The 25597-nt window shown below is 70.3% G+C and carries 14 protein-coding genes; 9 read left to right on the top strand and 5 right to left on the bottom strand.

What is annotated here, in order from left to right; translation table 11 throughout:
* The first annotated feature begins 7 nt into the window (after positions 1 to 7).
* Positions 8 to 10996, top strand: coding sequence for a non-ribosomal peptide synthetase (locus tag LZ199_RS02735; RefSeq protein ID WP_323389100.1), 10989 nt, complete (start codon positions 8 to 10; stop codon positions 10994 to 10996).
* Positions 10997 to 11181: 185 nt separating this feature from the next.
* Positions 11182 to 11403 carry an MbtH family protein gene (locus LZ199_RS02730; protein WP_141648541.1) on the top strand — a complete coding sequence of 74 codons (222 nt, stop codon included), beginning with the start codon at positions 11182 to 11184 and terminating at the stop codon, positions 11401 to 11403.
* A gap of 67 nt (positions 11404 to 11470) precedes the next feature.
* Here LZ199_RS02730 and fruA read toward each other — a convergent pair whose 3' ends face one another.
* Entirely contained in the window at positions 11471 to 12160 is a 690-nt protein-coding gene (fruA, locus tag LZ199_RS02725) for a response regulator transcription factor FruA (RefSeq protein ID WP_163870672.1), read from the bottom strand.
* Between the two features lie 521 nt (positions 12161 to 12681).
* On the opposite strand from fruA, the gene LZ199_RS02720 reads away from it, so the two are divergent.
* Both LZ199_RS02720 and LZ199_RS02715 read left to right on the top strand, forming a co-directional pair.
* Complete coding sequence (locus tag LZ199_RS02720; RefSeq protein WP_253992048.1) at positions 12682 to 13452, top strand: RDD family protein; 771 nt, start codon at positions 12682 to 12684, stop codon at positions 13450 to 13452.
* 1 nt (position 13453) lies between these two features.
* On the top strand, positions 13454 to 14440 hold the full coding sequence (locus tag LZ199_RS02715) for a stage II sporulation protein M (RefSeq protein ID WP_253992047.1): 987 nt from the start codon (positions 13454 to 13456) through the stop codon (positions 14438 to 14440).
* On the opposite strand, the gene LZ199_RS02710 is transcribed toward LZ199_RS02715, so the two are convergent.
* Entirely contained in the window at positions 14380 to 14883 is a 504-nt protein-coding gene (locus tag LZ199_RS02710; RefSeq protein WP_253992046.1) for a J domain-containing protein, read from the bottom strand. The genes LZ199_RS02715 and LZ199_RS02710 overlap by 61 nt on opposite strands.
* Before the next feature lie 134 nt (positions 14884 to 15017).
* Between LZ199_RS02710 and LZ199_RS02705 the strand changes: the two genes are divergently transcribed.
* The 5 genes from LZ199_RS02705 to LZ199_RS02685 all read left to right on the top strand — a co-directional run bounded on the left by LZ199_RS02705 (position 15018) and on the right by LZ199_RS02685 (position 18477).
* Positions 15018 to 15566 carry a HEAT repeat domain-containing protein gene (locus LZ199_RS02705; protein ID WP_253992045.1) on the top strand — a complete coding sequence of 183 codons (549 nt, stop codon included), beginning with the start codon at positions 15018 to 15020 and terminating at the stop codon, positions 15564 to 15566.
* 113 nt (positions 15567 to 15679) lie between these two features.
* A complete protein-coding gene (locus LZ199_RS02700) occupies positions 15680 to 16207 on the top strand; it encodes a DivIVA domain-containing protein (protein WP_163870667.1) in 528 nt (175 codons plus the stop codon).
* 3 nt (positions 16208 to 16210) lie between these two features.
* Positions 16211 to 16507, top strand: coding sequence for a DUF167 domain-containing protein (locus LZ199_RS02695; RefSeq protein WP_163870666.1), 297 nt, complete (start codon positions 16211 to 16213; stop codon positions 16505 to 16507).
* 12 nt (positions 16508 to 16519) lie between these two features.
* Positions 16520 to 17755 carry a peptidase MA family metallohydrolase gene (locus tag LZ199_RS02690; protein WP_253992044.1) on the top strand — a complete coding sequence of 412 codons (1236 nt, stop codon included), beginning with the start codon at positions 16520 to 16522 and terminating at the stop codon, positions 17753 to 17755.
* Between the two features lie 176 nt (positions 17756 to 17931).
* Entirely contained in the window at positions 17932 to 18477 is a 546-nt protein-coding gene (locus LZ199_RS02685) for a hypothetical protein (protein ID WP_253992043.1), read from the top strand.
* A 294-nt stretch (positions 18478 to 18771) separates the two neighbouring features.
* Here the strand turns inward: LZ199_RS02685 and polA are convergent, their stop codons facing one another.
* Genes polA through LZ199_RS02670 form a run of 3 tightly spaced genes read right to left on the bottom strand, consistent with a single transcriptional unit; the run spans position 18772 to position 25569 of the window.
* Positions 18772 to 21501 carry a DNA polymerase I gene (polA, locus tag LZ199_RS02680; RefSeq protein WP_253992042.1) on the bottom strand — a complete coding sequence of 910 codons (2730 nt, stop codon included), beginning with the start codon at positions 21499 to 21501 and terminating at the stop codon, positions 18772 to 18774.
* Positions 21502 to 21546: 45 nt separating this feature from the next.
* A complete protein-coding gene (locus LZ199_RS02675) occupies positions 21547 to 23775 on the bottom strand; it encodes an FHA domain-containing protein (protein ID WP_253992041.1) in 2229 nt (742 codons plus the stop codon).
* Between the two features lie 6 nt (positions 23776 to 23781).
* Positions 23782 to 25569 carry an ATPase, T2SS/T4P/T4SS family gene (locus LZ199_RS02670; protein WP_253992040.1) on the bottom strand — a complete coding sequence of 596 codons (1788 nt, stop codon included), beginning with the start codon at positions 25567 to 25569 and terminating at the stop codon, positions 23782 to 23784.
* Positions 25570 to 25597: the final 28 nt, after the last annotated feature.

The raw sequence follows: 25597 nt of genomic DNA, 5'->3' as shown, positions 1-25597 counted from the left end.
CTTCCGCATCGAGCTCGGTGAAGTCGAAGCCGCCCTCCTGCTCAACCCCTCCGTCCATCAGGCCGTCGCCACCGTCCGCACGGAGGCCATGGGCGACAAGCGCCTCGTCGCCTACGTCGTCGCCGACAGTCTGGACGTCGTCGCCCTGCGCGAGTCGCTGAAGCTGCGCCTGCCCGAGCACATGGTGCCGTCCGCCATCGCCGTGCTCGACGCGCTCCCCCTCACGCCCAACGGCAAGGTGGACCGCAACGCGCTGCCCTCGCCTGACGCGTCGCTCTCCGCGCCGGTCCGCGAGTACGTCGCGCCCAGGACCCACGTCGAGGTCCAGCTCGCCACCCTCTGGTCAGAGCTGCTGCACGTCGAGCGCATCGGCATGCACGACGACTTCTTCGAGCTGGGTGGCCACTCCCTGCTCGCCACGCAGGTCGTGTCGCGTGTCCGCGCGGCCTTCGGCGTGGAGCTCGCGCTGAGAGACTTGTTCGTGAAGCCCACGGTCGAAGCGCTCGCGCAGCGCATCGACGCGGCCATCCTCTCCGGTGAGAGCGTCCAGCTCCCGCCGCTGCTCCCCGTGCCTCGCGACAGCGGCGCGCTGCCGTTGTCCTTCGCCCAGCAGCGCCTCTGGTTCCTCGACCGCTTCCAGCCGGACAGCGCCTTCTACAACATCCCCTCCGCGCTCCGGCTCGACACCGCCGTGGATGTCGATGCGCTCACGCGGGCGCTCCAGGAGCTGGTGCGTCGCCACGAGGCGCTGCGCACCAGCTTCCTCACCCGTGAGGATGGCGAGCCCTTCCAGCTCATCCACCCGCGCGTGGAGCTGTCCGTCCCCGTCGTGGACCTGAGTCACCTCCCGGAGTCGGAGCGCGAGGCCAAGGCCCTGGAGCTCGCCACCGCCGAGGCCCAGAAGCCTTTCGACCTGACCCGCGTCCCCCTGCTCCGCACCACGCTGCTCCGGCTCGCCGCGGAGCAACACCTGTTGCTCGTCACGGTGCACCACATCGTGTCGGACGGCTGGTCCAGCGGCATCCTCGCCCGCGAGGTCGGCGCGCTGTACACCGCCTTCAGCCAGGGCCTGCCCTCGCCGCTGACGCCGCTGACCCTCCAATACGCGGACTACGCCGCCTGGCAGCGCGGCTGGCTGCGTGACGATGCGCTCGCCGCGCAGGTGGGCTGGTGGCGCAAGCACCTCGACGGCGTGCCTCACGCGCTGGAGTTGCCCACGGACCGGCCCCGGCCTCCCGTGCAGACGTCGCGTGGCGCAAGCCTTCCGGTGAAGCTGGGCACGGAGCTGACGTCGGCGCTCCATGCGCTGTGCAAGCAGGAGGGCGTCACGCCCTTCATGGCCTTGCTGTCCGCCCTCCACATCCTCCTGGCCCGCTACTCCGGCCAGGACGACATCGTGGTCGGCTCGCCCATCGCCAACCGCCGGCAGTCCGAGCTGGAGAACATCGTCGGCTTCTTCGTCAACACGCTGGCCCTGCGCGCGCGCCTCACGCCGGGGCTGACGTTCCGCACGCTGCTCGCCCAGGTGAAGGAGAGCACGCTCGGCGCCTACGCCCACCAGGATGTGCCCTTCGAGAAGCTGGTGGAGGAGATGAAGCTGGAGCGCGACCTGAGCCGGTCGCCGCTGTTCCAGGTCATGCTCGCCCTCCAGAACACGCCGCGCCACGACACGGGCCGGAGCGCTCGTGACGCCAACGCGCCGCCCTCGATGGACGTCGACAGCGGCACCTCCAAGTACGACCTGTCCCTGCTGCTGGGGGATGGCGGAGACGAAATCGAGGGCCTGCTCGAGTTCAACACCGACCTGTTCGACGTGAGCACGGCGCGGAGGATGGGCGCGCACTGGGTGCGGCTGCTCCAGTCCGCCGTCGCCAACCCGGACCAGTCGCCCTGGAAGCTGTCGCTCCTGAGCCCCGGGGAGGAGCGGCAGCTTCTCGTCGAGTGGAACGACACGTCCCGCAACGCCCACTCGGCCACGACGATGCACGGCCCCGTGGAGGCGCAGGTCGCCCGCACGCCCGACGCCATCGCCATCACCGACGGCCAGCGCGCGCTCACCTACGCGGAGCTGGACGGCCGCGCCAACCAGCTCGCGCACCACCTGGTCGAGCACGGCGTGCCCGCGGGAAGCGCCGTGGGCATCTGCGTGGACAAGAGCCTGGACATGGCCATCGCCGTCCTGGCGACGCTCAAGGTCGGCGCCTTCTACGTGGCGTTGGATCCCACGTATCCGGCGGACCGCCTCGCGTTCATGCTGGAGGACACCGCCGCGCCGGTCATCCTCACGCAGTCACACCTCAGCGGAAGCCTGCCCGCGGACAGCCGCGCGCGTCGCATCCAGTTGGACACCGAGGCCGCCGCCGTGGCCCGCCAGCCCACGCGCTCCCTGGGACGCGACGTGTCGCCCGAGGCGAACGCGTACGTCATCTACACGTCCGGCAGCACGGGCATCCCCAAGGGCATCGTCATGCCCCACCGGGCCCTGAGCTTCATGCTGGCCTGGCAGATTCGTCAGTCGCCTCGCCCGGTCGCCACGACGCTCCAGTTCGCGTCGCTCAACTTCGACGTCTCCATCCAGGAGCTGTTCGCGTCCTGGTGGGTCGGCGCGAAGGTGGTGCTGCCCTCGGACACACTGCGGCGCGACATCCCCGCGCTGCTCGACTTCATGGACCGGCACGGCGTGGAGCGGTTGTTCCTGCCCTTCGTCGCGCTCCAGGCCATGGCGGACTCCGTCTCGCACGGCGCCACGCTGCCGCGCACGCTGAACGAGGTCATCACCGCCGGTGAGCAGCTCCAGGTGAACGCCACGCTGGTGTCGTTCTTCGAGAAGCTGCCGGGCTGCACGCTGGAGAACCAGTACGGCCCCTCCGAGGCCCACGTCGTCTCCGCGTACCGCATGCGCGGCGCCCCCGCCTCGTGGCCGCGCCTGCCTCCCGTCGGCAGCCCGCTGGGCCACACGCAGCTCTTCGTGCTCGACGCGCTCGGCCAGCCCGTCCCCATCGGCGTGGCCGGAGAGGTCTTCGTCGGCGGCAGCCACCTGGCCCACGGCTACCTGGCCCGCCCCGCGCTCACCGCCGCCGCGTTCGTGCCAAACCCGTTCAGTGGCATTCCGGGTGACCGCCTCTACCGCACCGGCGACTCCGCGCGCTGGACGGCGGACGGCAACCTGGAGTTCCTCGGCCGCATCGACTTCCAGGTGAAGGTGCGAGGCTTCCGCGTCGAGTTGGGCGAGGTCGAATCCGTCCTCCGCGCGGCCCCAGGCGTGAGAGACGCCGCCGCCGCCGTGCGCGAGGATGTCCCGGGCGACAAGCGCCTGGTCGCCTACGTCGTCCCCGTGTCTCCGGATGAGGCCCCCGCTTCCGCCACGACGGCGGAGACGCTCCGCGCCTTCATGCTCAAGCGCGTGCCCGAGTACATGGTGCCCTCGGCGTTCCTCACGCTGGAGGCCCTGCCCCTGACGCCCAGCGGCAAGCTGGCCCGCAAGCTCCTGCCCGCGCCCGACGCGGAGAGCCTGCGCGGCGACACCGCGTTCACCGCGCCTCGCACGCCCGTGGAGGAGAAGCTGGCGGAGCTGTTCGCGACGGTGCTGAAGCTCGGCCGCGTCAGCGTCACCGACAACTTCTTCGAGATGGGTGGCCACTCGCTGCTGGCCACCCAGGTGACGTCGCGCATCCGCTCCAGCTTCTCGGTGGAGCTGCCGGTGCGAGACCTCTTCGAGGCGCCCACCGTCGCCGCGCTGGCCCAGCGGGTCGACACCGCCCTGCGCACCGGCGCGACGACGGCGGCACCGCCCATCGAGCGCGCGCCGCGCGACGGCAAGCTGCCCCTGTCGTTCTCACAGCAGCGCGTGTGGTTCCTGGACCAGCTCGAGCCCGGAAGCCCCGCGTTCAACATCCCGTCCTCGATGGTGCTCTCCGGCGAGCTGGACGTGGAGGTGCTGCGTCGCACGCTGGAGGCCGTCGTGCACCGTCACGAGGCCCTGCGCACCACGTTCCGCGCCGAGGCCGACGGCCCCGTGCAGGTCATCCACCCGTCTTCCCCGCTCGAGATGCCCGTCACGGACCTGCGGCACCTCGCGCCCGAGCAGCGGGAGCTGGAAGCCCGACGTCGCGCGGGCGAGCACGCCATGCGGCCGTTCGACCTGAGCACCGGGCCGCTGCTGCGCGCCGAGGTGCTGGTGCTGGAGGACCGGGAGCACCTGCTGCTCATCAACGTCCACCACATCGTCTCCGACGGCTGGTCCATCAGCGTGGTCGTCCGCGAGATGGCGCTCCTGTACGGCGACTTCCAGGCCGGCCGCGCGCCGAGCCTCCCCGAGCTGCCGCTCCAGTACGCGGACTTCTCCACCTGGCAGCGCAAGTGGCTGGAGGGCGCGGAGCTGGACCGCCAGCTCGCATGGTGGCAGCGCCAGCTGGACGGGGCGCCTCAGGACCTGGAGCTGCCCACCGACAGACCGCGCACGCACCTGTCACGGCCTCGCGGCGGCATGGTGCCCCTCGTCATTCCGACCGAGCTGGCGCAGGCCATCGAGACCTTCTGCAACCGTGAAGGCATCACCCCGTTCATGTTCTTCCTGGCGGCGTTCCAGCTCGTGCTGTCGCGCTACTCCGGTCAGGACGACATCTCCGTCGGCTCGCCGGTGGCCGGACGCAACCGCGCCGAGCTGGAGGGCCTGGTCGGCTTCTTCCTCAACACGCTGGTCCTCCGCACGCGCCTGGACGGCGACCCGACGGTGCGCGAGCTGATGACCCGCGTGCGAGAGACGGCGCTCGGCGCCTACTCGCACCAGCACCTGCCCTTCGAGCAGCTGCAGCCCTTGCGGGACCTCCAGCAGTCGCCGCTGTTCCGCGTGATGTTCATCCTCCAGAACACGCCGGAGGCGGCGGCCTCGCTGCCGGGCCTGACGATGCGCCAGGGCCCCGACGAGGGCCACGTCGCCAAGTTCGACATCACGCTCTCCATGGGCCGCACCTCCGCCGGCTTCATGGGTGAGTTCGACTACCAGGCGGACCTCTACGACGCGTCCACCATCGAGCGGATGACCCGGCACTTCCGGGCGCTCGTGGAGCTGTTCGTCGCCGCGCCCGAGCGTCGCCTCTCCTCGCTCACGCTGCTCTCCGGCGAGGAGCGTCAGCGGCAGCTCGTGGCGTGGAACGACACCCGCGCGGACTTCCCCGAGGCCTGCGTGCACACGCTCTTCGAGGCCCAGGTCCGCCGCGCCCCCGACGCGCTGGCCGCCTCCTTCGAGGGCACCCAGCTCACCTACGCGCAGTTGGACGCGCGGGCCAACCAGCTCGCCCACGTGCTGCGCCGTCACGGCGTCGGACCCGAGGTCCGCGTCGCGCTCAGCGTGGAGCGCTCACTGGATGTCGTGGTGGGCCTGCTCGGCATCCTCAAGGCGGGCGGCGCCTGGGTGCCGGTGGATCCGCTGCTGCCGCGCGAGCGCCTGGCCTTCCTGCTCGACGACAGCGGCGCCGCGCTGCTGCTCACGCAGTCCCCGCTCGTGGACCGGTTCCCCGAGCCGCACCGCGCCCGCGCCCTGTGCCTCGACACCGCGCACGAGGCCCTGTCGCAGGAGAGCATCGAGGCTCCCGCCACGGGCGTCACGCCTGGGAACCTCGCCTACCTGCTGTACACCTCCGGCAGCACGGGCCAGCCCAAGGGCACGGCCGTCGAGCACCGGAGCGTGGCCAACCTCGTCACCCACGAGGCCCCGGCCTACGGCATCGGCCCCGGCGAGCGCGTGCTGCAGTTCGCCAACCTCTCCTTCGACCTGTCGGTGGAGGAGATCTTCACCACGCTGACCTCGGGCGCCACGCTGGTGCTCGCGCCGCTGGAGAAGGTGATGCCGGGCGCGCCGCTGCACACGCTGCTGCGCGAGCAGGCGCTCACCGTCATCAGCCTCACGCCCGCGGCCCTGGCCGCCACGCCCGCCGAGGAGCTGCCCGCGCTGAAGACGGTCATCTCCGGCGGCGAGGCGCTGCCCTCGGACGTCGTCGCGCGGTGGGCCCCGGGTCGCCGGTTCCTCAACACCTACGGCCCCACGGAGGCCACCGTCGTGGCCACGCTGGCGCAGGTCGTCGCCGACGACAGCCACCTGCCCTCCATCGGTCGGCCCCTGGCGAACGTGCGGGCCTACGTGCTCGACGCGCGCGGCGAGCCGGTACCCGTGGGCGTCAAGGGCGAGCTGTACCTGGGCGGCGTCGGCGTGGCCCGAGGCTACGCGGGCAGGCCCGCGCTCACCGCCGAGCGCTTCCTCCCGGACCTGTACTCGGGAGTGCCCGGCGCGCGGCTGTACCGCACGGGCGACGTGGTGCGCTGGCGCGACGACGGCACGCTGGAGTTCGTCGGCCGCGTGGACGCGCAGGTGAAGGTGCGTGGCTTCCGCATCGAGCTGGGTGAAGTCGAGGCCGCGCTGGCCCGGCACCCGGCGGTGCGCGAGGCCGTCGTGGTGGCCCGCGAGGACGGCCCTGGCGGCAAGCGCCTCATCGCCTACGCCGTGGCGCGCGAGGGCGTGCCCACGGACGGCGCCACATTGCGCGGGGCGCTGAAGGACGCGCTGCCCGAGTACATGGTGCCCACGGTGGTGATGGTGCTGGAGGCGCTGCCGCTGACCTCGAACGGCAAGGTGGACCGCAAGGCCCTGCCCGCGCCGGACATGAGCAACGTCAGCGGGCGGCCCGACTTCGTGGGGCCTCGCACGCCCACCGAGGCGCGACTGGCGACCATCTGGTGCGCGGTGCTCGAGGTGGAGCGCGTGGGCATCCACGACAACTTCTTCGAGCTGGGCGGACACTCGCTGATGGCGACACAGGCCATCAGCCGGATGCGCGCGGTGTTCGGCGTGGAGCTGCCGCTTCGCGACTTGTTCGACACGCCGGACCTGGCGGCGCTGGCGCAGCGCGTGGACCTGGCGGTGCAGCAGGGCCAGGGCCTGGAGATTCCGCCGCTCGTCCCCGTGCAGCGCACGGGCGAGCAGCCGGTGTCCTTCGCGCAGCAGCGCCTGTGGTTCCTCGACCAGCTCGAGCCGAACAGCGCCTTCTACAACATCCCCGCCACCGTGCGGCTGGAGGGCCCGCTGAACGTGGACGCGATGGGCCGGGCCGTCAACGAGCTGCTCCGTCGGCACGAGTCCCTGCGCACGTCCATCCAGAGCAACAACGGCCAGCCCATCCAGGTCATCCATCCGCACGAGCCGGCGCCCATCAACATGCTGGACTTGAGCGCGCTGGAGCCCGCGGCCCGCGAGGCCGAGGCCCTCCGCGCCGCCACCGAGGAGACGCAGCGTCCGTTCAACCTGACGGACCGCTCGCTGCTCCGCGTCCGCCTGCTGAAGCTCGGCGCCGAGGACCATGTGCTGCTGATGTCCATGCACCACATCGTCTCGGACGGCTGGTCCATGGGCCTGCTCGTCAACGAGCTGGCCTCCGCATACACGTCCTTCGCCAAGGGACTCCCGCTCACGCTGCCGGAGCTGCCGCTCCAGTACGCGGACTACTCCGCCTGGCAGCGCAGCTGGCTCAAGGGCGACGTGCTCGACAGGCAGGTGGCCTGGTGGCGCAAGCACCTGCAAGGCGCGCCCCCGGCGTTGGAGCTGCCCACGGACTTCGCCCGTCCGGCCGTCAGCAGCTTCAAGGGAGACATGGTGGGCTTCACCATGCCGCGCGCGCTCCAGGACGCGGTCCAGACGCTGGCGCGCCGCGAGGGCGCCACGACGTTCATGGTCCTGCTCGCCGCCTTCCAGACGATGCTGTCGCGCTACTCCGGTCAGGACGACATCAGCATCGGCTCGCCCATCGCCGGCCGTCGCCACTCCGACTTGGAGAAGCTCATCGGCTTCTTCGCCAACACGCTCGTGCTGCGCACGCAGCTCTCCGAGCACCAGACGTTCCGCGAGCTGCTCGGGCGCGTGCGTGAGGCGACGCTGGATGCGTACGCGCACCAGGACGTGCCGTTCGAGAAGCTGGTGGAGGAGCTGCAGCCCGAGCGCAGCCTGAACCGCACGCCGCTGTTCCAGGTGCTGTTCGTCCTCCAGAACGTCTACAAGGAGACCTACGAGACGTCGGACCTGCGCATGTCGCCGGTGGAGGCCACCAGCGGCACGGCCAAGTTCGACCTGACGCTCTCCGTGTTCGAGTCGTCGCACGGCCTCACCGGCTACCTGGAGTACGCCTCCGACCTCTTCTCCCGCGCGACGGCGGAGCGGATGGTGGGTGCGCTCCAGCGCCTGCTCGAGAGCGCCGTCGCCCAGCCGGACCAGACGCTGGGCCGGCTGCCGCTGCTGTCGGACGGCGAGCGGCAGCAGGTCGTCGAAGGCTTCAACTCCCTGGTGGACCCGACCTACGTGCCGGGGTTGATGCACCGCTGGGTGGAGGCCCAGGTCGCCCGCACGCCGGACCGCGTGGCCGTGACGGACGGAGTCCAGTCGCTCACGTACGCGCAGCTCGACGCTCGCGCCAACCAGCTCGCCCATCACCTGCTGGCGCTCGGCGTGCCCGTGAATGGCACGGTGGGCCTGTGCCTGGAGCGCGCGAGCCTGGACATGCCCGTCGCCGTCCTGGCCACGCTCAAGGTCGGCGCCGCGTTCCTCCCGTTGGACCCGAGCTACCCGGCGGACCGCCTGGCGCTGATGCTGGAGGACACGGGCGCCCCCGTCGTCCTGGCGCACTCGGCGCTCGTCTCCGCGCTGCCTCCCGGCCTGTCCGCGCGGGTGGTGCGGCTGGAGGAGGAGACGGCCGTCGCCTCGCGGCCCACGCACTCGCCCGACGTGGACATGTCGCCGGAGACGAACTGCTACTTCGTCTACACCTCCGGCAGCACGGGCCGTCCCAAGGGCATCGTCATGTCCCACCGCGCGGTGGGCAACATGCTCTGGTGGTTGATGAAGCGCGCGGTGAAGCCGGACGCGACGACGCTCCAGTTCGCCTCGCTCAACTTCGACGTGTCCTTCCAGGAGCTCTTCGGCACCTGGTGCCTGGGCGGCAAGGTGCTGCTCATCAACGGCTCGCTGCGACAGGACCCGCCCGCCATGCTGCGCTACATGCGCGAGCACCGCGTGGAGCGGCTGTTCCTGCCCTTCGTCGCCCTCCAGGCCATGTGCGACGCGGCGCTCACGGAGAAGGAGCTCCCGCCGCTGGGTGAAATCGTCACCGCCGGCGAGCAGCTCCAGGTGACGCCCGCGCTGCTGGCCTTCTTCGACCGGCTGCCGGAGTGCACGCTGGAGAACCAGTACGGCCCGTCGGAGGCCCACGTCGTCACGGCGTGGCGCGCCCCCGCGGACCGCAAGCGCTGGCCCGCGCTGCCCCCGGTGGGCTCGCCGCTCGCCAACATGCGGATCTACGTGTTGGACCCGCACGGCGAGCCCTGCCCCATCGGCGTCGCGGGCGAGGTCTACGTGGGTGGCGCCAACGTGGCCCACGGCTACCATGGCCGCCCGGACCTGACGTCGGACCGGTTCCTGCCGGACTTCATGGGCGGCGCGCCCGGCTCACGGCTGTACCGCACGGGTGACAAGGCCCGGTGGCTCGTGGACGGCAACCTGGAGTTCTTGGGCCGCCTGGACAGCCAGGTGAAGCTGCGCGGCTTCCGCATCGAGCTGGGCGAGGTGGAAGTGGCCCTGCGCGCGCTGCCCCAGGTGCGCGACGCGGTGGCCATCGTCCGCGAGGACGTCGCGGGAGACCGCCGCCTCGTCGGCTACGTGGTGCTGCCGGCCGACGCGCCGTGGAGCACCGAGGAGGCCCGCCAGGTCCTCCGCGAGAAGGTGCCCGAGTACATGGTGCCGTCCATCTTCATGCGGCTGGAGGCGCTGCCGCTGATGCCCACCGGCAAGGTGGCGCGCGGCGCGCTGCCCGCTCCGGACGAGGAGAGCCTGCGTGGCACCGCGCCGTTCGCCGCGCCTCGCACGCCGCTGGAGGAGCTGCTGGCCGGTGCCTTCGCGGAGGTGCTGCGCACGCCTCGCGTGAGCATCACCGACAACTTCTTCTCGCTCGGTGGCCACTCGCTGCTGGCCACGCAGGTCGTCTCCCGCGTCCGGGTGGCCCTGGGCGTGGAGCTGCCGCTGCGCGCCCTCTTCGAGGCCCCCACCGTCGAGTCGCTCGCCCTGCTGCTCCAGCGCGCCCAGGAGGCGCTGAAGGCCCAGGACGCTCGCGCCAAGCCGGCCCGTCCCGCCACGCCCACCTGGTCGCCGCTCGTCACGCTGCGCCCGGGCACGGATGCGAGCCGCGTGCTCCACGTCGTCCATGGCATGGATGGACAGGTGGATGGCTACGCCGAGCTGGCGAGCCACGCCCCCGAGGGCTGGAGCGTCGTCGGCATCCAGGCCCGTGGCTTGGAGGAAGGCCGCGCGCCGCTGGAGTCCGTGGAGGCCATGGCGACGCTCTACGTGGAGGCCTTGCGTGCCTCCGCGCCGAAGGGGCCGTACCGGCTGGCGGGCCCGGGAATGGGCGCGCTGGTGGCCTGGGAGATGGCGCAGCAGCTCCAGCGAGAGGGCCAGGACGTGGAGCTGCTCCTCATCGAGCCGCTCCCCGCGGAGCCGGATGCCAGCACGGCCGCCACCACGGCGGGCGCCCAGGGCGCGCTGTTCGCGAAGCACCTGGCGACCCAGGCGGGAATCGCGGCGCCGGTGCTGGCCTCGGCGCTCACCTCCAGCAAGGACGCGGAGCCGCTGCTCGCGCACCTGCACGCCGAGGGCGCGAAGACGGGCCTCCTGCCAGAAGCGCTGTCGCTGGCGGAGCTGCGGGTGCGATTCAAGGTCTTCGCCAGCCACCTGCGCGCCGCGCGGCGCTACCTGCCGGAGCCCACCGAGGGCGCCGTGCGGCTGCTGCTCGCGACGGACGCTCCGGAGCGCGACGAGGACGCGCGCGACGGAGGCTGGGGCGAGCTGGCCGAGGGCGGCCTGGAGCTCCATGAAACACCCGGAGACAGCGTCTCCGTGCTGCGCGCACCGCACGTCGCGGGGTGGTTGAAGCGGTTGCTCGACCTGGAAGGTCGGGAATGATGACGGGCCACCTTCACGACGGGGCGGGTGGCCCCTCGCGCACCAATACGCACGGTCGCGGGAAAGTCGGCCTGTCGGAGCAGTGTCCCGGCGAAGGGGCCAGTAGGCATCCGCCTACTTCTGGCGGTATTGACCCCTTTTCCTGGGATGTGAACAAGATGCAGTCAATTTCAGGAGTCACTCACATGGCGGACGAGCGCGAGGACACGACGATCTACAAGGTCGTCGTCAACCACGAGGAGCAGTATTCCATCTGGCCGGCGGACCGGGAGAACGCGCCGGGCTGGAAGGATGCGGGCAAGCAGGGCCTGAAGGCCGAGTGCCTGGAGCACATCAAGCAGGTGTGGACGGACATGCGTCCGCTGAGCCTGCGCAAGAAGATGGAAGAGCAGGCGCTGAAGAACTGATGTGGCGGACGCCCCGCCCGACGGACCCCGGAGAATTCACTGGGGTCCGAGGGCGGGGTTCAAGGTCTCAGAGGTCCGGCGGCGGACGAACCCCCAGATGGCAGGCGCGCAACGCCAGCTGCGTGCGGTTCTCGGCCCCAAGCTTCCGGTAGAGCTGGGTGACGTGCGACTTGACGGTGCGCTCGGCGATCTGCAGATGCGCGGCGATCTTCAAGTTGTCCGCACCACCCGCGACATACGCCAGCACCTCGCGCTCCCGCTGAGTGAGCGCCAGGAGCACGCTCGCGGTGGGCGACGTGACGGGCGGATGTTCGAAGTCATTGCGCAGCAGTTGCACCGGGAAGAGCCGCTCACCTCGCACCAGCGAGTTGATGGCCGAGGACACGGCGGACGTGCCGAGCCCCTTCCGGAAGAGGTAGCCCGAGGCCCCCTCGTCGAAGCACTGGGAGATGACCTCCGGCGCACTCACCGCGGAGAGGAGCAACATGCGCACCTCCAGCCGACGCTTGCGTGCCTCGCGCAACAGGTTGATGCCTTCGGTCACCGAGCAGCCCACGGCCGCTTCACTGTCTCCTTCCACATCCATCACCGCCACTTGAGGCGGATCGGTTCCCAGCCCATCGAGAAAGAGTCGCACGTCCCTGGTCACCGAGGTGACCGCGACACCCTCGCCACGAAGACCATCGGCGAGGCTTTCCCACGCCGCCCATGGTCCTTCGAGAATGGATACACGAATCGCTGATTGATTAGTTGCCATGCGAAGGCCCCCCAGCCGCCATGGCGAAACAACTTGGACTGCAATGTTGACTGCTTCCAACCTCCGGACAGCTCAGGCCAGCGGGAAGAGGCTTCCAGGTCGTGCGTGCACGTCCGCTGAACCACTCCGGGGTCGGTCCATCGATGTAAGACCCGACTCCAGGACTGCTTTCACTTACCTACGACTCGCGGCGTCCTACCGGGCTCCACCTCCGCTGGAGCCAGCTCCAGGTTCAACGCCACGAATACCCTAACACCGGGAAAGCGCAGAGGCGAAGGCGCCCCTGCCGCGAGTGTCAAGTGTGCGCGAATCGGATTGGATTCAGCCATCGCGTCCGTTGGTTCGTCATCGCTGTCGCGTCCATGACAGCCTTTTCCGTCCAGCACCCGATACCCGCCGTCCCCCCTCGTGGGTCCGGGTGTCCACCACGCGACACCCCTCTGGGACCTGATTAGCCAGACAATCCGGCCTCAACAGGTAGGAGATGGTACGGCGGGCGGCGTGTATGCTGGATGGCGGACATGAGTACCGCATCGAGCCCGCACCTCGCAGTGGCCACGCCGGAGCGCGTGGCGCTCTCCCTCCCCGTGACTGGCATCGGCTACCGGTGTCTGGCGTGGCTGGTGGACGCCGGCCTGCTCTTCTTCTTCTGGGTGGTGGCGTACTTCGTCTTCACGCTGCTGGTGTCGGACGTGCTGGGTGTCTTCCAGGGGTTGTCGGGCCTGGGCCAGACGCTGCTGGTGGTGGGCATCTTCGCCACGCAGTGGCTGTACTGGACGCTCAGCGAGGTCTTCTTCCATGGGCAGACACCGGGCAAGCGCGCGCTGCGCATCCGCGTGGTGCGCCTGGATGGCTCACCGGTGGGCCTCTATGAGAGCGCGGTGCGCAACCTGTGCCGCGCGGTGGACTTCCTGCCAGGGGTGTACGCCGCCGGCTGCATCAGCATGCTGCTGACGCCCAGGCACCAGCGCCTGGGAGACCTGCTGGCGGGGACGGTGCTGGTGCGCGAGGAGCGCATCGACCTGGACAAGTACACCGCGCGGCCCCCCGAGTCGGGTGCGCCGGGCGTGCTCGGGCCCAAGGCCACGCGGGCGCTGACGCCGGACGAGGTGGAGCTGGTGCTGGCCTTCCTCGCACGCGCGCCGGGCCTGGAGGCGGACATCCGGCGGAAGATGGGGACGCGGCTGGTGGACAGGCTGGGCGGGCTGACGGACGAGGAGCGGACCGCCGTCCTCGCGTCGGCCGGGTCCACCGAGGCGTTCCTGCGGGCCCACGTCCAGGTGGAGCGCTGAGATGGCCGTCGCCCTGCCGGCCTTCGTCGCCAGCCGCCGCGCGAGCTGGGACTCCCTGGAGGCGCTGCTCACGCGTCAGCGCGAGGGCACCCTGACGCTCGTGGAGCTGCGCACGCTGGACACGCTGTACCGCCGCGCCGCTTCCGACCTGGCGCACGCGCAGACGTTCTACCCGGGCACCGACGCGCACCGCTTCCTCAACCAGCTCTGCGCCCGCGCCTATGCCGCCATCTACCAGCCTCCGAGCGAGCGCTGGGCGTCGGTGAAGGCCTTCTTCCGCCGCGAGTTCCCCCAGGCGCTGCGCCGGGAGCTGCGCTACGTGGGAGCCAGCGCGGGGTTGTTCATCCTGGGCCTGCTGCTGGGCGCGCTGGTGGTGCTGTGGGAGCCCCGGGGCGCGGAGCTGCTCGTGCCCGCGGGCGTCCGCCAGTACGTCTCCCAGGGCCGCATGTGGACGGACGACATCCTGTCGGTGGCCCCGCCCAACTCGGTGTCGTCGGGCATCGCCACCAACAACCTCACCGTCACCATCCTCACCTTCGCCATGGGCCTGTTCTACGGGCTGGGCACGGTGTTCATCCTGGTGAACAACGGCGTGCAGATTGGCGCCATCGCCGCGCTGTGCGCGCGCGAGGGGATGCTGGGGGGGCTGTTGGACTTCATCTCCGCGCACGGCCCGGTGGAGCTGTCCGTCATCGTCATCGCCGGTGGAGCCGGGCTGATGGTGGGCCAGTCGCTCATCGACCCGGGGGAGTTGCCCCGGGGACAGGCGCTGGCCCTGCGCGGGCGGGAGGCCGTGAAGCTGGTGCTGGGGTGCGCGCCCTTCCTCGCCCTCATCGGCGTGGTGGAGGGCTACGTGTCCCCGGGTGACTTGTTCCCCACCTGGGCCAAGGCCGCGCTGGGCCTGGCCCTGGGGGGTCTGTTCTGGGGCTACCTGCTGCGGGCGGGCAGCGCGGAGGCGGAGACGGCGCCGGAGGTCAGGGCCTCCTGACGCTTGCGCTGCTGGTGCCGGAGGATGCGCTCGTAGGCCACGTTCAGCTCGCGCATCTTCTCCGCGGAGCCGCCCCGGTCCGGGTGCCGCTCCAGCGCCAGCGTGTGGTAGCGCGCGCGGACCTTCTCCGGCGAGTCCAGCGGCGACACCCCCAGGAGCTGGTACGGGTCCTGGTCCTCGATGGCGGACAGCCAGCGCTCCAGCCGGTCCTTCACCTCGATGTGGCGCTCATCCTGGGCGGCGGTGTCCTTCACCGGGTGGGTGCGCACCTTCGCGTCCGCCCGGAGCACGTCCGTGTAGGTACTGGAGACCCAGCGGTGGCAGCCAGAACACCGGTAGTAGCGAACCCGGTTCCCCATCTGAAGGGTCATCCGGATGCCGCAGTGGGTGCACTCCACCTCTACGTTCTCCAGGGTCTGCCAGCTCGAAACCGCCGCGTTCATCAGCCCTTGCTCCCGTCAGCAACACGCCTGTAGCAGCGGCAAACTCCCATGTCGGGAGATCGCGTCAAGAAAATCTCCGCCCGCCCGGGGCCCGGCTGCGCCAGAAGCCCGGCTTTCGGGGTAGAACGCGGCCCATGAGCCCCCTGCTCGTCGCCGGACTGCTGCTCGTCGCCGCCGCCCCGGCCCGGACGCCCGCCGCCGGCCGCCCCGCCCCCACGGCCACCAAGGCCGCCCCGGAGCCGTCGTCCGCGGCCTCCGCTCCGGTGCCCTCCGCGGACGACACCGCCCTCCTACGCGCCCTCTTGTGGGCCGCCCGCCCCGCGCCCGAGGAGGTCCGCGCCATCGCCGTGGAGGACCTGGCCCTCCTGGGAGACCCGCGCGCGCTGGACTCGCTGGCCACGCACCTGTGGGACCCCAATCCCCGCACCCAGCAGGCCGTGCTGCGCGCGGTGGCCCTCTTCCAGCACCCGCGCGCGGAGGAGATTCTGGGCAACGTGGTGCGCCACCCCCGAATGCCGGACGCGCTGAAGATTCAAGCCCTCAACGGCCTCGTCTTCCAGCGGACCTCCTCCGCCCGCCGCACCGTGCAGGACGCCGCCGCCGACTCGCGCCTCACCTCGGTGGTGCAGAACGCCGCCCGCGCCGTCGCCGCGCAGTGGGATGCGCCGCCCGCGTCCCGCTGAAGGCCTCGCGCGCCGTCCCCAAGCAGGCGAGCAGGCATGGGCGGCCTCCAGGGAGAGACGACCTCCGGGGCCGATTCCTGGAGAACGCGCCGCCCTGCGCTAGACTGGCGCGCATGAAGATCACTCCGCTCGACATCCGGCAGAAGCGGTTCGACACGGCGCTGCGAGGCTTCTCGCGCCGCGAAGTCGAGGCCTATCTCGAGCTGATCGCCGGTGAGTTCGAGGAAGTGGTGAAGGAGAACATCGCGCTCAAGGAGGAGCTGAAGCGCACGCAGCTCAAGCTCGAGCAGCACCAGGAGCGCGAGCGCACCCTCCAGGAGACGATGGTCACCGCCCAGCGCATCAGCGAGGACCTGCAGTCCGCCGCCAAGAAGGAGGCGGAGATCATCATCGCGGACGCCGAGCACCAGGCCGAGAAGATCGTCCACGGCGCCCACCAGCGGCTGGTGCAGGTGGTGGAGGACATCAACGAGCTGAAGCGCCAGCGCACCCAGTTCGAGTCCCAGGTGCGCTCGGTGCTGGACGCGCACCAGAAGCTGCTGGAGACCTTCAAGGCCCCCACCTTCGCGGACCGCGACTACGCGCGCGTCGAGGACAACGTGGCCTACCTGTCCCAGAAGAAGGCCAACGGCAACGAGTAGCCCATGGCCGCGCCCTGGCTGAAGTCCCTGCCGGACGGCGTGGAGCTGGCCCTGCTCATCCAGCCCCGCGCCTCGCGCACCCGCGTCGTCGGCGAACACGACGGGCTGTTGAAAATCCAGCTCGCCGCGCCTCCCGTGGATGGGGAGGCCAACGCCGCCCTCCTCGAGTTTCTCGGCAAGCAGCTCGGGGTGCCCCGGCGACAGGTGACGCTCGTCGCCGGTGACGCATCGCGACGAAAACGCGTTCACGTGGTGGGGGTTGATGCGGCGCGGGCCGAGGCTGTTATGTCTGGGGGATAGCGAGGCCCCCGCATGCGCCACCTGGTCGTCCTGCTCCTGTTGCTGCTGGCCATGCCTCGGGCGTGGGCCCAGGGCCTGGGTGAAGGCTCTGGTTCCCATCCCCACGGCGGCGAAGCCCTGGTGGACAACGTGGTGCTCGTCCCCCACTCGCGGCCCCCCATCGCCTCTGGAGAGCTGGCGACGAAGCGCTTCCGAATCCTCCACACGGCGGCGGCCAACGTGGCGGCGAAGGAGCTGGCGGGGCAGATTGAGTCCGTGCGGGACGGCTTCGGCAACATCCTGGGGCGCGACTGGCCCGGGGTGACGGAGATTCGCCTGGGCGTGGGCCGCGAGGAGTTCGAGGCGCTGGCGCTCCCTGGCGGCCGGCCTCCGGGCTGGGCCGTGGCGCTGGCCTACCCCGCGCATCAAATCATCCTGCTGGACGCGCTCAGCCTGCACGCGCCGGACGGCCAGCAGACGCTGCGGCATGAGCTGGCGCACGTGGCGCTCGGGCAGCTCGCCCGAGGCTGGCCCCGCTGGTTCCAGGAGGGCGTCGCGCAGAACGTGACGGGAGAGCGCTTCTCCATCACCCACTACTCCGCCCTCTTCCGCGCGGTGACGCAGGAGCGCGTCTTCCACTTCGAGGACCTGTCCTCCGACTGGCCGGACCTGCCCGCCGACGTGGAGATCGCCTACGCCCAGAGCGCCGCCTTCGTCGCGCACCTGTCCACCCGCTACGGCCCCCAGGCCATGGGCCTGCTCATCGACGGCGTGCGCGCCGGAGAGCCCTTCGAGACGGCGTTCGGCAAGGCCTTCCACACCTCGCTGGACGTGGAGGAGGCCGGCTGGCGCGACGGCCTGGCGGCGCGCTACGGCTGGCTGCCGCTCACCACCAGCTCCGCCCTGCTGTGGCTGACGGCCTCCGTGTTGTGCGTGGCCGCGTACGCCCGTCGCCGCCAGCAGAAGGCCACGCGGCTGGCGGAGATGACGGCCCAGGAGGCCGCGGACGAGGCCGCCCTGCGGTTGATGATGGTGGCCCAGCAGCAGGCGGCCGAGTCCGTCACGCCCATGGCCGGCCCCGCGCCGCACCAGGAGCTGTACTGGCCCGGCCCCGCCCCTTCCGAGCCGGAGCCCGAGCACCCGGAGGCGCCGCCCCACGCGGAGTCAGCGTCGGGTGAGTTCTCCGTGGGCCCCGAGCACGAGAGCGAGCAGCCGGCCGGCGCGGACGACGCGCTGAAAGCCCGCACCGCCAAGCCCACGCTGCACTGAGACAAAGGCCCGGCCCGGGGCCCTGTCTGGACCTGCGGACAGGTCTACAAGCCGAACCCCGAAGTTTTTACCTTCCCCCGCCACGGCGCGCGCGAGTGCGTCCTCCAAGTGGCTGATTTCCCAGGGGACTCAGTTCCTCAGCCGCTGGCAACAGCCTTGCTATAGCCCCCGGTGCGATGCGGAAGGCACCGGAAATGACTGAGCGAGGACGTAAGGCAGCCGGGCTGGCGCGGTTCTTCCGCCAGCAGCCGGACCGTATCGCGGCGCTGTGGCGCCGGATGCGGATGACGACTCACGAAGCGGCGGACGGCACCCAGACTCCCCTGAGTCAGTTGGACGGACTGGTGGAGCCCTTCGTCAGGGAGCTGGGCGTGATGCTGGAGGGGGACGACACGAGCCCCTGGAGCCGTACGAAAGCGGTGCTGCGCCTGTCGCCGGAGCGTGGCGCGCGGGCCCTGCACGAAGAGTTCTCGGCGCTGCGGCGCTGCCTGGTGGACGCCGCGGAGGTGCTCGGCGGTGGAGAGTCGGAGAAGGAGCGCATCAACCGCGCCGTGGACGAGGCCGTCGACTCGGCGGTGGCGCTGCTCCAGCGACTGAGGGATTCGAGAGTCGAGGGGCCGAGGGTGCCCTTCGGAGGTTTGGTGGTCGAGTACTTCGAGCGCCCGTCACGCGTCAGACACGTGCCGCCGGGCTCGAGGGATGGACGTACCGCGATGCATTGAGGGTGGTCGGTTTTGCCGACCCGTCCGGCTTGACGCTCCAATTCCTGGGGGCGTCCGAGGCCGGCGGGAGGGAGCGTGCCAGGGGTGGGGACCTCATGGCGCGCCTTTGGGGTGGCGTGCTCCCACTGGGGAGTGGTGAGCGCTCATCGCGAGCTGCTGGCAAGACGCGTGGATGGGGGTCCGCGCGACTCGCCGGTCGGACGGGTCGGCATTGTTTGTGGGGGTGGTAGCGAAAAACGAGCGGGTCCGCGGGGGGAGCGTCTACGGGGGTGGGCGCTCCTCCCGCGTTGTTTTTCAGTGGGCGTCCGACCAGCTCCGCCCCGCGCCGACATCCACCTTGAGCGGCACCTTCAGCGTGGCCACGCCCGCCATGCCGCGCGCCACCAGCGCCTTCACCTGCTCCACTTCCGCGTCCGGCGCCTCCAGCAGGAGTTCGTCGTGGACCTGCAGCAGCATCACCGTGCGCAGGCCCTGCGCGCGCAGGTCCGCGTCCACCACCAGCATCGCCTTCTTGATGAGGTCCGCGGCGGTGCCTTGAATCGGCATGTTGATGGCGGCGCGCTCGGCGGCCTGGGCCACGCCCCGGTTCTTCGAGTTCAGGTCCGCCATGTACCGCCTGCGGCCGTAGAGCGTCTCCACGTAGCCCGTCTTGCGCGCCGTGTTGACGGTCTCATCGAGGTAGCGGCGGATGCCGGCGTAGCGGATGAAGTAGCGCTCGATGATGTCGCGCGCTGTCTCCTGGGGAATGCCCAGCCGCGTGGCCAGGCCGTGGGGCGACAGGCCGTAGGCGATGCCGAAGTTCACCATCTTCGCCACCCGGCGCTGCTCGCGGTCCACCTGGTCCGGCGCCACGCCAAAGACTTCCGCGGCGGTGCGACTGTGGACGTCCTCGTCATTGCGGAACGCCTCCACGAGCACCGGGTCGTCCGCGATATGGGCCAAGAGGCGCAGCTCCACCTGGCTGTAGTCGGCGCTGACCAGCTGGTGGCCCGGGGCGGCCACGAAGGCGCGGCGAATCTCCCGGCCCAGCTCCGTGCGCACGGGGATGTTCTGGAGGTTGGGGTCCGTGGACGACAGGCGCCCGGTGGCCGTGGCCGCCTGGTGGTACGTGGTGTGGATGCGCCCGTCGGGGGCCACCAGCGTGGGCAGCGTGTCCAGGTAGGTGCTCTTGAGCTTGGACAGGCTGCGGTACTCGATGATGGCGCCAGGCAGCGGGTGGTCCTCGGCCAGCTTCTCCAGCACCTCCTGGTCCGCGGACGGGCCTGTCTTGCCGCGCTTGATGATGGGCAGGTTCAGCTCGGTGAAGAGCACCTGGACCAGCTGCGGGTTGGAGCCGATGTTGAACTCGCGGCCCGCGTGCTTGTAGACCTCCTTCACCTGCGCTTCGACGGCGGCGTCCACCTTCACGGAGATGCGCGCCAGCTCCACCGTGTCCAGGCTCACGCCCCGCTGCTCCATCCGCGCGAGGATGGGCAACAGCGGCAGCTCCAGCTCCTTCGCGAGCTGCGCCAGCTTCGCCTCCTCCAGCTCCTTCCACAGCTCCGGCGCCAGCCTGCGCGCCGCCTCCGCGCGCACCGCGAAGCCCGACGCCACCTCCTCCGGCGAGTGGTCCGCCAGCGCCCTGTCCTTCTTGCCCCGCTTGCCCTCGGCCGCCGCGGGGAGCGCGGGCAGCTCCGTGGCCAGCCGCTCGCGCGCCAGGTCCGCCAGCGCATGCTCGCGGCGTGACGGGTTGAGCAGGTAGCTCAACAGCTCCACGTCGTCGTGCGCGCCGGCCAGGGTGAGGCCCTCGTTGGCCAGCACCAGCGTGAGGGCCTTGAGGTCATGCCCGCCCTTCTTCACCGCCGGGTCCTCCAGCACGCTCTTGAACGCGGCGGTGAAGGACTCGGGCTTCACCTGCGTGGCGCCCAGCACCGCGTGGCGCAGCGGCACGTAGCGGGTGCTCGCGTCCGGCAGCGCCACGCCCAGGCCCACCAGCTTCGACGCGAAGGGCATGCCCTCGTACGCCGGAATCAGGCTGACCGAGCCCGCCGCGCGCACGGCCTCCGCCAGCGCCAGCAGCTCCGCGTCGGTGCCCACCAGCGTGGTGGTGACGGCCAGGGGCGCGGGCCGCTCCTTCGCGGGCTCGGAGGAGGAGGACTCGGACGCGCCCTGCTGGGGCAGGTCCTTGAGCAGCGCGTAGAACTCCAGCTCCGTGAAGAGCTCGCGCGCCTTCGCGGAGTCCACTTCCTTGCGGGTCAGCTCCGCCACGCGCACGTCGAGCGGCAGGTCCGTCTTGAAGGTCACCAGCCGCCGAGCGAGCAGCAGGCTCTCCCGGTGCGAGGCGAGGTTCTCCCGAATCTTGGGCTTCTTCACCTCGTCCAGCCGGGCCAGGAGCGTGTCCACGTCGCCGAACTGCTGGATGAGCTCCGTGGCCGTCTTGGGGCCGATGCCCGGCACCTTGGCCACGTTGTCCACCGCGTCGCCGATGAGCGCCAGGTAGTCGCGCATCTGACGGGGCTCGATTCCCAGCCGCTCCTTCACGTCCTCGGGCCGGGTGTGCACGTCCTTCATCGGGTCGAAGAGGCGCACGTCCTCGTCGACAATCTGGATGAAGTCCTTGTCCCCGGTGACGACCTGGACGCAGAAGCCCTCGGCCTTCGCCTTGTGGGCCAGCGTGCCGATGACGTCGTCCGCCTCCCAGCCCGCGAACTCCAGCACCGGCAGGTTGAGCGCCTCCACCACGCGGCGGATGAGCGCGAACTGCGGCACCAGGTCCTCGGGCGGGCCCTCGCGGTGGGCCTTGTAGTTGGGGTCTATCTTCTGGCGCTCGGTGCGGCTCTCCTTGTCGAAGGCGAGCGCCACGTGCGTGGGCTTCAAGTCCCGCAGGGACTTGAGCACCATGCGCGTGAAGCCGAGCACGGCGTTGGTGGGAACGCCCTTGCTCGACGTGAGCGGCGGAATGGCGTGGTAGGCGCGGAAGATGAAGCCGGACGCGTCGATGAGGACCAGGGTGGGCGCGGTGCGCGGGGGGCTGGTGTCGGCCATGCCCCCGTGCCTAGCGCGCCCGTCCCGCCCTGTCCAACTCGCTTGCTACGGGCAGCTCCACTCCTTCTTCTTCGCGACGACCAGCTCCTCCACCCCGTCGCCCTTGACGGCGAAGTCGAGCACCGCCGCCATGTCCGGGCAGCCGCCCGCCTGACGGAACGTGGAGAGCGCCGTGGCGGAGCAGAAGCCCGCCGCCTTGTTCAGGTCCGGGTTGCCCGCGTAGAAGCCGAAGCCCAGCTTCCACAGGCGGCACGCGCGGCGCTTGTCGTCGCGGTCCGCCCAGTGCTTGCCACGCTGGTACGACTTGTCCGCCATGTCCGCGAGGATGCTGCGCCGGTAGAACGACGGCTTGGACTCCGCCAGGTCCAGCATCAGCGACTTGTCCACCTCCAGCGCCTCGCGCAGCGGCTCAGCGGCCTTCTCCGGGTCATCCGCGGCCAGGTAGCTCTGTCCGCCCTTGAAGAGCTGATCCACCGTGGACATCGTCTTGAGCATCTCGTCCGCCTGGGCGTGGAACTGCGCGGACTCGTAGTTGGCGCGCAGCTTCTGCAACGTCGCCAGCGCCTCGCTGCCACGGCCGGCCCAGTAGTCCATCATCGCCGCCTGCATCAGCTTGTTCGGGTAGCGGCCCTTCACCGCCTCGAACACCACCGTCTTCGGGTCCGTGGGCAGGTTGTCGCGGTTGAGGACCTCCGCCACCGGGCACGTCCAGGGAATCGCGTTCGGGTCCAGCTTGAGACGCGAGATGAGGAACTTCACGAACAGCGGGTCCTTGGGCCGCCACTCGTTCTTCTTCAAGCGCCCTTCCAGCTTCACATCGAAGCCGAGCGGCGGCTGCAGGTCGTCACGCGGCTGGTTCTGGCACCACACCGCCATGTACGTCTGGCACCGGGGCACGGCCGCGCTCCACTGCGAGTCGCGCAGGTAGCGCCTGCAGTCGTCCAGCGCGCGCTTCGTCACCTGCTCGGCGGCCTCGGCCGCCTTGGCGCGGGCGCGGCGGAAGTACTCGCTCTCCCTCGGAATCTTGCGGAAGGAGTCCAGCGCCTCCTCGGGCTTCAGGCGCTGCTGCAGCTTCTCGCCCTGGGAGAAGTGCTCGAAGGCGTCCTTCTCCAGCTTGATGCGGCGGATGAGCGTGTTGGCGTCGGTGTTGATGGGGTCCAGGTCCAACACCTGCGAGCAGCTCTGCTCGGCCTTCGTCCAGTTGGGCGGGCCCAGCTCGCTGGAGGCATAGGAGCGGCACTCGCTGAGCAGCTCCGACACCTGCTGCGCGGGGTCCACGGGGACGCCCTGGCCCATGGGGCCTCCAGCGTCCACGGCTGGCGCGGGCATCAGCGCCTTGCCCAACGCCGCCAGCAGCAGCACACCCACCAGACCGCCACCGGCGATGAACAGCTTCTTGCGCCGGGCCTCCGGGTCCGCACCGCCGCCGCCCTGGGCGACGCCGCCCCGCCGCGACGGAGGCGCTGAACCCGCGCCCCGCCGGGCCGGTGCGTCGGACTGGGGCGTCTCGAAGGTCATCTCCACCACGCCGAACTGGAGCTGGTCCCCGGGCTGCAGGTCCACCGACTCCGGGCCCAGCGGGTCGCCGTTGAGCAGCGTGCCGTTGGCGCTTCCCAAATCACGCACCGACACCACGCCGCCGACGGACTCCAACTCCGCGTGCTTCCGGCTGACCGAGTCGTCTTCCAGGATGATGCCCGCGGGAGGCAGGCGCCCCACGAGCACCTTGCCCTTGAGCGGATAGGTCTTCCCCGCCCACGGCCCCACGGTGCCGCGCAAGAGGGGCCCGCCGCCACCACCAGGAGGACCGCCCGCGGCCTTGGGTCGCCGCGCCGGCGCCGCGCCCGCGGGGGCACTGCCTCCAGCGGGCTTCGCCTTGATGCTGGGCAGGGCCCGGGTGGCGCGAGCACCGCCGCCCTCCGCGCCCACGGGCATGGCCTCCGGGCCCGCCGGCTTGGCCGCGCGACGCGCGCCAGTGGTCCTGCCAGCCGACGCCTTCAGGCTCAGCGTGTAGTCGCCGAGGATGACCTCGGACTGGGGCGTGAGCGCGGTGGGCTCGGCGATGCGCTCGCCATCCACGAAGGTGCCGTTGGCGCTGCCGAGGTCCTCGATGAAGACCCCACCCGCCTCGGTGAAGACGCGCGCGTGCGTTCGCGAGACGCCGCCCTCGGTGAGCAGGACTTCACAGCCCTGCTGGCGGCCCAGCTTCAGCTCGCCGACGACCTCGTGTTCCTTCTCCGTGCCATCAGGCAGACGGACGACCAGTGTAGGCATGGCGCGTCAGTCCTCGCGGAAGATGCTCATGTTGACGGGGATGCCCTTGCGCTGAAGCTCGTCGTAGAACTTCGGCACGAAGCCGGACGCCACGAAGCGGCCACGCACCTTGTGGTCCTCCGTGAAGCCGTCCTGCTTGTAATAGAAGATGTCCTGGAGCGTGACGATGTCGACCTCCATGCCGGACACCTCGGTGACGTAGCAGATCTTCCGGGTACCGTCGGAGAAGCGCGTCTGCTGCACAATCATGTGAACCGCGCTGGCGATCTGCTCTCGGATGGCCTTCACCGGCAGGTCCATGCCGGACATCAGCACCATCGTCTCCAGCCGGGCGATGGCGTCACGCGGCGTGTTGGCGTGCAGCGTGGTGAGCGAGCCGTCGTGGCCCGTGTTCATCGCCTGGAGCATGTCCAGCGTCTCACCCGAGCGGCACTCACCCACGACGATGCGGTCCGGCCGCATGCGCAGGCAGTTCTTCACCAGGTCTCGGATGGTGATGGCGCCCTTGCCTTCGAGGTTGGGCGGCCGGCTCTCCAGCTGCACCCAGTGGTCCTGGGGAAGCTGCAGCTCCGCGGCGTCCTCCACCGTGACGATGCGCTCACTGTCCGGGATGAACGAGCTGATGATGTTGAGCGTCGTCGTCTTGCCGGAGCCGGTGCCGCCGGAGATGACGATGTTGCGCCGGGCCTTGACGCACATCTCCAGGAACTCGGCCATCTGCGCGGTGAGCGTCTTGTACTTCACCAGGTCCGAGATCTTCAGCGAGTCCTTCTTGAACTTGCGGATGGTGATGCAAGGACCCTTCAGCGCCAGCGGAGGGATGATGGCGTTGACGCGGCTGCCGTCCTTCAGGCGCGCGTCCACCAGCGGGCTGGACTCGTCGATGCGCCGGCCGATGGGCGCCACGATTCGCTCGATGACGCCGAGCACCGCCTGGTTCGAGGAGAAGGTCTTCTCCGACAGCGTCAGCTGGCCCTTGCGCTCGATGTAGATCTGGTTGGCGTGGTTCACCATGATCTCGCTGATTTCATCCGACGCGAGGAACGCCTCCAGGGGCCCCAGGCCCAGCGCCTCGTTGATGACGTCGGTGAGCAGCTCCTCGCGGTCCACGTCCTCCGGAAGCTCTCCGTCCGCTTCCATCTGGTCGATGATGTCGCGGATGGCCTTCTCGGTGCGTCGCCACAGCTCGTCGTCGCCCAGCCGGTCCATGTCCATGCGACGCAGGTCGAGGTACTCGATGAGCCGGTCGTGGATCTCCTTCTGGAGGCGCGTGTAGCGCTCCATCCGGGGGTCCACCTTCTTCTTGTTCTTCGCCAGCGCGGAGGCCATGGACGCGGGCATGCGTCCGGCCACGGGAGCCTTCGGCGCGGGAGCCGGAGGAGGTTCCTCCTCGTACGGCTCCTCCTCTTCGTACTGCTCCTCCTCCTCGTACGGCTCTTCCTCGCCACCGTCCTCGTAGGCCTCCTCGGCCTGGCCGGCGCGCGTCATCTGCGGACCCGCGTCCTCCAGCGGCTCCACGTTGATGATGTAGTCACCGATGTAGATCTGGTCGGTGGGCTTGAGCACCTGTGGCGCGGCGATCTTCTTGCCGTTCACGAAGGTGCCGTTCGTGGACTTCATGTCCACGATGATGCACTTGCCATCCTTGGCGACGATGCGGGAGTGGTACTTCGAGACATTGCCCTTCGCGAGCATGATGTCATTGCCGGGCAGCCGACCGATGGTGATTTCCGGCTTGTGGTACTCACGCTGCTCGGTCCCGCCGCCCTTTTCCGCGAGGGTGATCAAAAACATGGGACGGATGCTAGCAAGCACCCCTTCC

Origin of the sequence: Myxococcus qinghaiensis (assembly GCF_024198215.1) — a bacterium.
GTDB lineage: Bacteria > Myxococcota > Myxococcia > Myxococcales > Myxococcaceae > Myxococcus > Myxococcus qinghaiensis.
Note: the sequence above shows the minus strand (reverse complement) of the source record. Positions and strands in the feature narration are given on the sequence as shown.

Excerpts from the sequence above, each read along its gene's own strand:
- polA (WP_253992042.1), bottom strand. The coding sequence starts at position 21,501 with ATGGCCGACACCAGCCCCCCGCGCACCGCGCCCACCCTGGTCCTCATC.
- LZ199_RS02720 (WP_253992048.1), top strand. The coding sequence starts at position 12,682 with ATGAGTACCGCATCGAGCCCGCACCTCGCAGTGGCCACGCCGGAGCGC.
- LZ199_RS02690 (WP_253992044.1), top strand. The coding sequence starts at position 16,520 with ATGCGCCACCTGGTCGTCCTGCTCCTGTTGCTGCTGGCCATGCCTCGG.
- LZ199_RS02670 (WP_253992040.1), bottom strand. The coding sequence starts at position 25,569 with ATGTTTTTGATCACCCTCGCGGAAAAGGGCGGCGGGACCGAGCAGCGT.
- LZ199_RS02705 (WP_253992045.1), top strand. The coding sequence starts at position 15,018 with ATGAGCCCCCTGCTCGTCGCCGGACTGCTGCTCGTCGCCGCCGCCCCG.
- LZ199_RS02730 (WP_141648541.1), top strand. The coding sequence starts at position 11,182 with ATGGCGGACGAGCGCGAGGACACGACGATCTACAAGGTCGTCGTCAAC.
- LZ199_RS02685 (WP_253992043.1), top strand. The coding sequence starts at position 17,932 with ATGCGGAAGGCACCGGAAATGACTGAGCGAGGACGTAAGGCAGCCGGG.
- fruA (WP_163870672.1), bottom strand. The coding sequence starts at position 12,160 with ATGGCAACTAATCAATCAGCGATTCGTGTATCCATTCTCGAAGGACCA.
- LZ199_RS02675 (WP_253992041.1), bottom strand. The coding sequence starts at position 23,775 with ATGCCTACACTGGTCGTCCGTCTGCCTGATGGCACGGAGAAGGAACAC.
- LZ199_RS02695 (WP_163870666.1), top strand. The coding sequence starts at position 16,211 with ATGGCCGCGCCCTGGCTGAAGTCCCTGCCGGACGGCGTGGAGCTGGCC.
- LZ199_RS02700 (WP_163870667.1), top strand. The coding sequence starts at position 15,680 with ATGAAGATCACTCCGCTCGACATCCGGCAGAAGCGGTTCGACACGGCG.
- LZ199_RS02710 (WP_253992046.1), bottom strand. The coding sequence starts at position 14,883 with ATGAACGCGGCGGTTTCGAGCTGGCAGACCCTGGAGAACGTAGAGGTG.
- LZ199_RS02715 (WP_253992047.1), top strand. The coding sequence starts at position 13,454 with ATGGCCGTCGCCCTGCCGGCCTTCGTCGCCAGCCGCCGCGCGAGCTGG.